At 40.7% G+C, this 9,032-nt stretch carries 10 protein-coding genes; 2 read left to right on the plus strand and 8 right to left on the minus strand.

Translation table 11 applies throughout. The annotated features are described in order from the left end of the window. Positions 1-200: 200 nt before the first annotated feature. Entirely contained in the window at positions 201-845 is a 645-nt protein-coding gene (locus NC99_RS05280) for a response regulator (protein ID WP_053180603.1), read from the minus strand. Continuing rightward, the gene (locus tag NC99_RS05285) at positions 842-1,792 is read right to left on the minus strand and encodes a sensor histidine kinase (protein WP_053180604.1); all 951 of its coding nucleotides are present in this window, start codon (positions 1,790-1,792) and stop codon (positions 842-844) included. The genes NC99_RS05280 and NC99_RS05285 overlap by 4 nt, the downstream gene beginning before the upstream one ends. A gap of 937 nt (positions 1,793-2,729) precedes the next feature. On the opposite strand from NC99_RS05285, the gene NC99_RS05290 reads away from it, so the two are divergent. Next, positions 2,730-3,938, plus strand: coding sequence for a site-specific integrase (locus tag NC99_RS05290; RefSeq protein ID WP_053180606.1), 1,209 nt, complete (start codon positions 2,730-2,732; stop codon positions 3,936-3,938). Positions 3,939-4,284: 346 nt separating this feature from the next. Here NC99_RS05290 and NC99_RS05295 read toward each other — a convergent pair whose 3' ends face one another. Further along, the gene (locus tag NC99_RS05295) at positions 4,285-5,253 is read right to left on the minus strand and encodes a nucleotidyl transferase AbiEii/AbiGii toxin family protein (RefSeq protein WP_204374904.1); all 969 of its coding nucleotides are present in this window, start codon (positions 5,251-5,253) and stop codon (positions 4,285-4,287) included. After that, the gene (locus NC99_RS05300; protein WP_204374905.1) at positions 5,238-6,227 is read right to left on the minus strand and encodes a DUF6088 family protein; all 990 of its coding nucleotides are present in this window, start codon (positions 6,225-6,227) and stop codon (positions 5,238-5,240) included. Before NC99_RS05300 ends, NC99_RS05295 begins: the two co-directional genes overlap by 16 nt. Here NC99_RS05300 and NC99_RS22640 point away from each other — a divergent pair. Further along, positions 6,210-6,557 carry a Fic family protein gene (locus NC99_RS22640; RefSeq protein WP_053180610.1) on the plus strand — a complete coding sequence of 116 codons (348 nt, stop codon included), beginning with the start codon at positions 6,210-6,212 and terminating at the stop codon, positions 6,555-6,557. The two genes, NC99_RS05300 and NC99_RS22640, sit on opposite strands and share 18 nt — an antisense overlap. A gap of 2 nt (positions 6,558-6,559) precedes the next feature. Here the strand turns inward: NC99_RS22640 and NC99_RS05310 are convergent, their stop codons facing one another. From NC99_RS05310 to NC99_RS05325, 4 genes are all read right to left on the minus strand, one after another. Beyond that, complete coding sequence (locus NC99_RS05310) at positions 6,560-6,856, minus strand: hypothetical protein (protein WP_053180612.1); 297 nt, start codon at positions 6,854-6,856, stop codon at positions 6,560-6,562. Continuing rightward, on the minus strand, positions 6,853-7,629 hold the full coding sequence (locus NC99_RS05315; protein ID WP_053180614.1) for a relaxase/mobilization nuclease domain-containing protein: 777 nt from the start codon (positions 7,627-7,629) through the stop codon (positions 6,853-6,855). The genes NC99_RS05310 and NC99_RS05315 overlap by 4 nt, the downstream gene beginning before the upstream one ends. Further along, entirely contained in the window at positions 7,626-7,934 is a 309-nt protein-coding gene (locus tag NC99_RS05320; protein WP_053180616.1) for a plasmid mobilization protein, read from the minus strand. Before NC99_RS05320 ends, NC99_RS05315 begins: the two co-directional genes overlap by 4 nt. Before the next feature lie 108 nt (positions 7,935-8,042). Continuing rightward, the gene (locus NC99_RS05325) at positions 8,043-8,927 is read right to left on the minus strand and encodes a toprim domain-containing protein (protein WP_053180619.1); all 885 of its coding nucleotides are present in this window, start codon (positions 8,925-8,927) and stop codon (positions 8,043-8,045) included. Positions 8,928-9,032: the final 105 nt, after the last annotated feature.

A 9,032-nucleotide genomic window follows, 5' to 3' on the forward strand; every position in this document is an offset into this window, starting at 1 on the left:
AAGTAGGAAACAGCTTGTTCGTAGGGCAAGCTTTGGCTTTTTTCCAACTTGTTTGATGTTTTCGTTCGGGGCGCGTTTTGTCGTCATGATAACTTGTTAATTGTTTCTTGACAAAACTACCTGCTTGCAATAACGCCACAAACAGCCTTAACGCCTAATCTCGGCTTACGTAATTTTGCGTAGCGAAATGAGCAAAAGAGCTACCTAACACTAAAATACCCGTTCTTGATGGCATAGAGTACAAGCGCCACCGTATTTCTCAACTTCGTTTTATCCAATAAATTTTGCCGGTGTTTGTCGACCGTTCGCTTGCTAATTTGAAGCGCTTCTGCAATTTCTATATTGGAAAGGCCATTGCAAATCAAACCCAAAATCTCCATTTCCCGATCGGTGATCATCAAACTGTCTTCTGCTTCGTCCGGCTTATTTAGCTGCCTGACCAGTAGCTGAATAATTTCCTGAGAAAAGTAATTTCTTCCGCCGGCCACCTCTTCAATGGCTTTTCTCACACTGGCAAATTTTGAATTTTTCAGCAAAAATCCATCTGCGCCCGACTCAATCATACTGGTATAATAATTTTCATCCGAATACATGGAGAGCGCAATAATTTTTAGATCCGGATCAACTTCCTTGGCCAGCTTAGCGGCTTCTATTCCGTTCATTATCGGCATTTCAATATCCAACAGAACAAGATCAACCGGGTACTGACGAAGACTTTCAATAAACTGCTGACCATTCTCAGCCTCGTAAATTTCATCGATCAAATCCCATTCTGACAACAAGAATTTCAGGCCTTCACGAAACAAATCATGGTCATCGACCAAAAAGAGCTTGAGCTTTTTCATTCAATCGGAATTTTTAAAGTGATGATAAAACCACTGTCCGGTGAGGTATCAATTTGATATTGCCCTTTCAGCAGTTTAATTCTCGAAAAAATGTTATCCAGCCCCATCCCAGGAATCACTTTGTCTTGCAAACCATTATCCAGATCAAACCCGGAACCGTCATCTTTGTAGGTCAATGAAATAACGTGCTGCTCTTCCATGATATCGATGCGGATGTAGCCGGGGTCAGCATGGGTTACACTGTTGTTGATCAGTTCACAGACAATGCGGTAAACATTGATCTCCAGGTTTCGGTGAAACCGACGGTCACTGATATTCGAATTGATCTCAACCTGAATCTGTGTTCCTTCCAAAAGTGGATCGGCAGTTGCCCTAATTGCCTCAATTAAGCCATAGTTTTCAAGAATATGCGGACTTAAGAGGTTGGATATTTCCTTCAAAGAAGTAATCGCTTCATCGGTTGCCAGGCAAGAGCGTTCAATAATTCGTCTGTTTTTTTGTTCCATGGCACTCGGATCAATTGCGCTCAACGACATTTTGATGGATGATAAAACCGGCCCCAGACCATCGTGTAATTCGCGGGCAAAGGACTGACGGGCTTTGTCTTCCGCTTCAATAACTGCCGCAAGGGTTTTGTTCTCATTATCAAGCCTTAATCGCTCAATATGATCCTGTAGATTGAATATTTTTTTAATGAAAATGACCCCGATGAATATCAATACAGAAATGAGCACTCCGACCCAACTGTTGATTTCTTCTTGTTGAAATAGTTTCGAATCCCAAAAAAGACTTGAAAAGTCGAACAGGCGTCGGACGGCCATCAATACCAAGCCCAATGAAATTAAAATCCACGATACGTTGTACCGTGTCCGACGGATTAAACTGATGGCATAAACCGCCGCTCCCAACTGAAAGAGCATGGAAAGCACCAAGGCAACCTTTAACATAGCTGAAAAATTAAAGTGAACAGGTCAAGATGCAAAATCAAGACAGACAAAAATACCAAACAGCTGGCAAACGTGCCCACAACCTTTCAGTCAAACAATACAACACCGCTTGAATGGCTTGAAAAACAATCCTAATTTAAACGGGATGTTTAACACCTTTTATTATTGGCATCCTAATTACCGGCATCAGAATGAAACAAATACTCCGATACAAAACTGCTTTCAAAATGCTCCTTTCTCCTGACTCCATAGTTGGCCCAGTTTCTTTTAATGTGTTCAACAAATATAAGAAATATCGACCGCTTCCTATTCGCTTCCGAATTCAGTAGAACTGCATTCACTCAGGAATACACAGGCTGCTGTTTTCTGCGTATTTAGGGCGACTCGACTTGGCAGAACTTTCGTTTCCTGTTCCGACTTCTGCTTGCTCCCACTGAATGTCGGGCAGCAATCCATTTTCCCGTTTACTTATGTAATGAGTTTGTCCCTCTACAAAACTTTATTCACATTTTAATAATCTTCGCCCAAGCAATGCAGGTATTCTTATTTATTAAATAGCGGCGAAATAAGATGGAGTCGCAGAAACGACGACCGGGTGGAAGTATATCGAAAATAACTGTTGAACTCGTAAACTGGCACGAACACTCGGACGAACTATGAAACTCTAACTGTAGCATGATTTTATCGTACCCGCCCAAAAAACAGCAAGGCACCTCCATCGCTGAAAGTGCCTTGTTTATTGATGTGGGCCCACCTGGGCTTGAACCAGGGACCACCTGATTATGAGCAAGTGTATTTTGATATCCATTTAAAATCATTTATTTTCTTTTGCCTGATTATCAATTTTTTATCTAATTTAACTTTGTCAATAATTCTTATTTAACTACCTTTATTCGCCTATTTGTTGTACCTATGTTGTACCCAAAAATGAAGTCAAATGATTAGTTTTAAAACAGTTCTGAGAAAGAAAAAATTATCCACAGGCAAATATCCTGTTTATTTAAGAATTACGAAAGATAGAAAGACCATATTTTTTCGTACTCCTTATACTTCTTCTGTGAAAGAATGGGACGAAAAACAGGGCAAGTTCACCAAACATGCGTCTGATTACTTGAGTAAGAACAGACTGCTTTTGAAGTTTATCGATCGGGCGACGAATATTGTCACTAATCTGGAACAAAATAAATCCGACTATACGTTATCTGACGTTGAGCACACCTTGCGGATTGAAACCAATCCGGTCGGTAAGGCCATATATCCCTTTTGGGAGGAAATTATTTCAGAACAAAAACTTGCCGGCAGGACTGGTAATGCCCGAATCCATTCAGATACGCTGATTTCAGTTAAAAAATTCTCCAAAGGCAAAGAATTGATCTTTCATCAGATTACACCGGAATTTTTAGAGAAATACGAATCCTGGCTACGTTCAAGAGGTGGTACTGATGGAGGAATTGGTGTCAAAATGAGATCAATTCGTTCCGTATTCAACAGTGCAATTAAACGAGGCCGAATAAAAGAAGATCTTTATCCATTCAAATTTTATAAAGTATCAAAGCTCAAGGGTAAGGGAATCAAAAAAGCACTAAAACTCGAGGATATTCAAAAAGTGGCACAACTGGATTTAAGCGAGTATCCTACATTAATTGACACAAGAAATTATTTCATATTCAGCTTTTACACCCGGGGAATGAATTTTGCTGACATGGCTACTTTAAAATGGAGTGATATTTCAGATGACCGGATTTATTACACCCGTTCCAAAACAAAGGGGAACTTTCAAATCAAGATATTACCTCCTGTTCAGGAAATTCTCAACTATTATAAAGGAAGGAGAACACCAACGGATTATGTTTTTCCAATACTGCTTGAACAGGGGATGACATTTTCCCACCTTGAGAACCGGAAAAGAAAGGTCCTGAAAAGATATAATAAACGATTAAAGGAAATTGCAGCGTTGTGTGGTATTGATAAGCCGTTATCAAGCTATGTTGCACGCCACAGTTACGCAAACAGCCTAAAACAAAAAGGTATCTCGACCGATATCATCAGCGAATCCATGGGACACCAAAATATTGCGATTACACAGGCTTATTTAAAAGAGCTGGATAACTCCCTGATAGATGAAGCGATGGAAGTATTACTGTAAGCCATTTTTGCTGTTTTCCAGGAATATGACACGCTCATTAAATCTCAAACCTGTAAACACCGCTCTTTTTCATTTTCGGAAGATTTTCAAAAGGAAAAGGAATAAAGAATGAATGGAGAAATTGGAGGTGTTAATGCGGGACTTCAAAAAGTTTTAACCGGAGCCTGCGCAGGTTAAGTCTTTTTGAAATTGGATTTTGAAATGGCAAAATTAACTCCTCCGATTTTGGAATGAATGGCTTTATGCCGGAAGCTTTTGAAAACCCGGAGGGCTTGTCTTTCGAAAATGAAGGTATTTTGTGACAGGGTTGAGTCGGATCTCCTTTAGCAACTTGTGGAATGATGTATCATTCAAATGCTTTTATGATCTTCCAAAAGTTTTTTGAGATCTCTCTTTCATCTGGTATTTCTGTAAATGCCAATAAGGACAACTCTTTTACATATTGGGACTTTAATGTTTTCCAAATTTCATCAAAGTGGTTAAATATTGGGGATTCATTCATTTGTTTAGCATTCCAGCCCCGAGGCTCGTCGAAAGCTCTCTGGTCATGGGCAAAAACGGTTCTGAAGTCGTTCATGAATTGTGACGATTCAAAGTAGCTGCTGCAATCTTTGTTATTCAATAAAAAATACAGATCGTAGAAATGGCGAATCTTTCCGGATAATTCATCCAGGTAATTTTCTGCAAATGAAAAACGGATCAATGAAACCAGCTTTTCAATTAAAGTTTGTTTGATGTCCAGTATGTTCACCTTGAATGGTTCCAAACCATGCTCCCTGATTAAATCTGTCTGGTTGTTTTTATGAAGGTACTCGCCAATCAGGCTTTGGATTTCCAGTCTAGAATAGGGATAAGGATTTGCAAATGAATTAATTTCAACGATTAACGTATTGAGATAAGTTTCCTGCATTTTTCTCTTTTGTGTTTCGGGATATTGATAAACAGATTTTCGAAATCTGGAACCTTTGCTTGTTATTCCGTCAACTGTAGATTCAACAAGGTCTTGTGCAATTTCTTTTTCAACAGTTCTGATTAAGGTTTTTAATTGATTTCCCGAAGAATCGGCTACGTCGATAACGGCAATGTCCACATCTTCTGAAAATCGACTAATCAATTTATATCCTTTTGATAAAGAAGTTCCTCCTTTGAATACAACTGAATCCACGTATCTACTTTCTGAAAGGCGTTTCAACACTAACGAGATCCAGTAGTCCTTTTCAATGAAAACATCCCTGATATTCAGGTTGTCGGCTGTTTCTTTTATAGCGCTTCTAAATAACTCAGGATGTTGGTGCAACATTATTGAATCCTCCATTTTTGTTTATTTGGTATGAGGTCGCTTGATATGTTTACATTAAAATAAGTTGTTGCCTTGAGACTTCTAAATAGCCTATCAGCCAAATCATTATAATTTAACTTTTCCAGCAGTGCTCCGGTTAGTGAACGAGCCTGGGAAGGATAATTAAGTGCCAAGCTGGCAAATGTCCTGATATCTTTTGGCGAAAGTTCTTTTGTCAAAAACGTTAGACGTTGAAATGACTGGTTGACTGTTGCATCCGGAATATTTTTGATATACCGGATACAGTCAAGCAATTGCAACAAGTAAATATTATTGTTTGTAATTGTGTTCCATTGCCTGACAAATTTGATCTTGTATCTTCCTCGTTGAATCTGCTTTTTGTCAAAATTTGTACCTATTTGAATTACATTCGATAACTGTGTCGTAAATCCAAACCGATTAAAAATTCCATAACCGGTTATATACCCAATAGGTTTTTGATTTTCAAATAAAAGGTCTTTGACAATTTCATATTCATCAGGGTTTAAATTTCCAACTATTCCCTTTTGAGGCTTATAAAAGCGACCTTTTGATAGCCGGTCAATTGTCCCTGCTTTAACAAGACGAAAAAGAGCCACTTTCAATGCACTTTCTTCATTTTGCTCAATGTTGAAATCATCGTATCCGAACACATAGCCCTCCGGTAATTTCTCAATCTTATTCCTAACTTTATCGGCTACTTTCATACAACTAGTATTCCTCTTCAGAAATAGCAAAAGTAACGTTTTCGCGGGTAAAAACGTTACTTTTAGCAAAATTATTTTTGGACCCCACCTTTCTTTTCCAGTAAAAAAGTCCAAGGTTGCCTCTATTGAGCGCTTAAGAATTAGGTATTTGGGAGCAAATGACGAAGGACTGGGCAGAGTACCTATTTCCTTGCGATACTCCCAGCTTGCACAAGCAGTAATGGCCAAGTTGACGACCAAGTCAAAATGCTTGTGGTTAGACATATAGAGGATGTTTTGGCGTTGTGCAATAGCGATGGTGACCAAGTTAGTGACCAAGTTAATGCTGTAGTAAATACAACTATTCATAGCAGAGTTTCTGATGTGCTGCACTTATTCTTGACTGCAAAAAAAAGAACTGATTTGTTTGAGAAATTGGGAATAACAAACCATTCCAGTAACAGAAAAAGATACCTGGACCCACTGTTAGGCTACGGCTGGGTAGAGATGCTGTATCCTGACAGAAAAACAAGTCCAAAACAAATGTACCAAACGACAGCATCAGGAAAGAGACTGTTAAAATTATTGATGATCAGCAAGAAAGGCCGCGATTAACTTCACATAACTAACAGCCACACCACCTCCGCCAACAAAAACACAATCACCACCCACACCAAAACCAGGAACCACCTTGGGATCACCGCTTTCTTTCGCAATGCCTGTTCATGATCTTTGAGGATCTGCTCCAACTTGTCGGTATCCAGGTCAACCTTTAATTTGGTGTTCTTTAATTCCTCGAGTTGCCTGGCAATTTCAGGGGCAACCTCTTTAATATTTTCGCTGGTTCGGCGAAGAACTTCGATTTCTTCAGTCAGGACATCCAGCAACTTTTGTTGTGATAAATTTTTTCTCATAACCTGAATCCTCTTTTTTTGTCGGGTATGTTTTGCTGCTTTCTCTGTTGTAGGTTAGTAATTCTTAGATTTTGCCGGATTAACTTCTGCAAGTTGGCGGCGCTCAGTGCGCGGTGAACCGAGCTGGCTTTGATGGATTCTTTTCCTACCTGAAACTTCAGTCCTACCACTTTTCCGTTCGATGCCTGCTTCAGATGAGTTATCACACCTTCCTGCTCCATCAGCCGGGCGTATTCAAAAATATCGCCCGGCTTCAATGGTAAAATCTTGTCATGGGCCTGGACGATGACCCATCGCAGCCTGTTTTCTTTTTCCAACTGTACTTCCCGGGCCGTTGTCAGGTTCATTTCCCGTGCAATCCGTTCGGCAACACGCTGGGCTTTTTTGCCGATGTAGTTGTCCTTTCGGGCCTTCCCTTCCGTGTTGATCCGGTTCACAAAGATGTGGAGATGCTTATGGTTTCTATCTTTATGCACAAACGAAATACTCTGGTTGTCCGTAAGGTTCATCTGGCTTAAAAACTGGGCCGATATCTTTATAAAATCTGACTTCGTAAGCCTGGTCCCATCCTCAATCGTTGGACTCAAGACAAACGAAAACGAATTTCGCTGACACCGGGCATTCAGGTTTTGAAAAACCCGGAATTCTTTGGCGATTTCGGTTCCGGTTTCACCAACAAGCCGGTTGCGGCAGATCTCTTCTGCCTTGATCTTGTTCCTCGCATAATTGACCGCATTGGAAATATGCGATATGCTTTTGGCTTTCCCGATCATTGTTCAAATTTTTGAAGGTGTTGTTTGATCAGGGAAATGACTTCCTGCAGTTCATGCAAAATCATCTCGTTCTTGTAAAAGTGCGGGCTTTTGATCAGGTTCGAGATCAGTTTGAAATTGTGGTGGTACATATGCAGGTTTTTATAAACCTCGAGCTCCTGCGGCGAAAAGCGCAGGGTTACTTTTTGATTGAGGGCGGCACGCCGGGCAAATTCGCTGGTACTCAAACCGGTCTCTTTGGCGGCCAGGGCAATGGCTCTTTTTTCAATGTAGCTCACCCTGAAAGAAATGTATTGTGTTCTCATCTTATTACAAGTTTTTGTCATTAGGAAAAATCGTAGATTTTTCTCCCTTTGCGAGTTTAGGAGCAAAGCAAGATGGTCTTGTGCAACAAAGACACATCTTGAAATAGCTTACCGCAGACCTGTGCGAAACCGCCTGCGATCGGCTACCAAAAGTTCGTTCAGATCCTTTTTTGATGCATAAACTCCGGACAGATCCACACTGCCCTTGACCTTTTCCAAAAGTTTTTGAGTTGCTTTTTTTCCTGAAGGATCATTGTCCAGGTAGAGGCAGGTTTTGGAGTAGCTTTCAGCAGTCGGTACGATCCGGTCCACAAAAGAGAGGGAATTCAGGATCAAAAAATCAGACTTCAGCGGTAAGCCGGGATACAGGGTCAGCAGGCTGAAAAAATCAAACATCCCTTCGGTAACCGAAAGCATGGTTTTCGATCTTGAAAACAAAGAATAATTTTTGGGAGAACTGGAATTCTTATAATACGGGTTTCGGAGCTCCCAGCCACCGGAGACATTTTGCACGCCGATGGCAAAAAAGGTTGAACTTTTCAACGAATAGTAAACCTGCCGGGCATACCTTGCCGCCCGGGATGGATCAACTTTCCGGCTTTCGAGATAGCTGATCAATTCGGGGTGTTTCAGTGGGAGTACTTTCTCGATTTTGATTTCATCATTCGGTTTCAACACGGCAAAAGAATTTTGCTGTTGAAAAGAGAAAGATGGAATATCCCTGCTCAGAATGGACAAGGCCTGTTGAACGGTGCAATGGTTGTTCATTTCGATGACCAGGTCAATGACATTTCCGCCCCGCCCCAGGCCATGGTCATACCACCGGTTCAGTGGCTTGGACACTTTAAACGATGGGTGGGTTTCGTTTCGAAGCGGGCTCAAATACCAGGCTTCCTGGTGGTTTTCACGCCGGGGAGAAAACCCGGACTTTTTCAAAAAACCGGTGATCAGAATATCACGTGCCTGCTTGCATTGTAGTTTTTCGTTTTTCATCAGTAAATAATTTGTTTTTTAATGGTCTGATGGAACTCACATGTTGCTCCGCACACAAACACGAATGAAAATAATTTTCAGCTACGTTTGAGGTGCATCACACCA

The sequence above is a fragment of the Sunxiuqinia dokdonensis genome, assembly GCF_001270965.1.
GTDB classification, from domain to species: domain Bacteria; phylum Bacteroidota; class Bacteroidia; order Bacteroidales; family Prolixibacteraceae; genus Sunxiuqinia; species Sunxiuqinia dokdonensis.

What these genes read in the sequence shown, in the direction of transcription:
- NC99_RS05280 (WP_053180603.1), bottom strand. Translation starts at nt 845, where the DNA reads ATGAAAAAGCTCAAGCTCTTTTTGGTCGATGACCATGATTTGTTTCGT.
- NC99_RS05285 (WP_053180604.1), bottom strand. Translation starts at nt 1,792, where the DNA reads ATGTTAAAGGTTGCCTTGGTGCTTTCCATGCTCTTTCAGTTGGGAGCG.
- NC99_RS05290 (WP_053180606.1), top strand. Translation starts at nt 2,730, where the DNA reads ATGATTAGTTTTAAAACAGTTCTGAGAAAGAAAAAATTATCCACAGGC.
- NC99_RS05295 (WP_204374904.1), bottom strand. Translation starts at nt 5,253, where the DNA reads ATGGAGGATTCAATAATGTTGCACCAACATCCTGAGTTATTTAGAAGC.
- NC99_RS22640 (WP_053180610.1), top strand. Translation starts at nt 6,210, where the DNA reads ATGCTTGTGGTTAGACATATAGAGGATGTTTTGGCGTTGTGCAATAGC.
- NC99_RS05300 (WP_204374905.1), bottom strand. Translation starts at nt 6,227, where the DNA reads ATGTCTAACCACAAGCATTTTGACTTGGTCGTCAACTTGGCCATTACT.
- NC99_RS05310 (WP_053180612.1), bottom strand. Translation starts at nt 6,856, where the DNA reads ATGAGAAAAAATTTATCACAACAAAAGTTGCTGGATGTCCTGACTGAA.
- NC99_RS05315 (WP_053180614.1), bottom strand. Translation starts at nt 7,629, where the DNA reads ATGATCGGGAAAGCCAAAAGCATATCGCATATTTCCAATGCGGTCAAT.
- NC99_RS05320 (WP_053180616.1), bottom strand. Translation starts at nt 7,934, where the DNA reads ATGAGAACACAATACATTTCTTTCAGGGTGAGCTACATTGAAAAAAGA.
- NC99_RS05325 (WP_053180619.1), bottom strand. Translation starts at nt 8,927, where the DNA reads ATGAAAAACGAAAAACTACAATGCAAGCAGGCACGTGATATTCTGATC.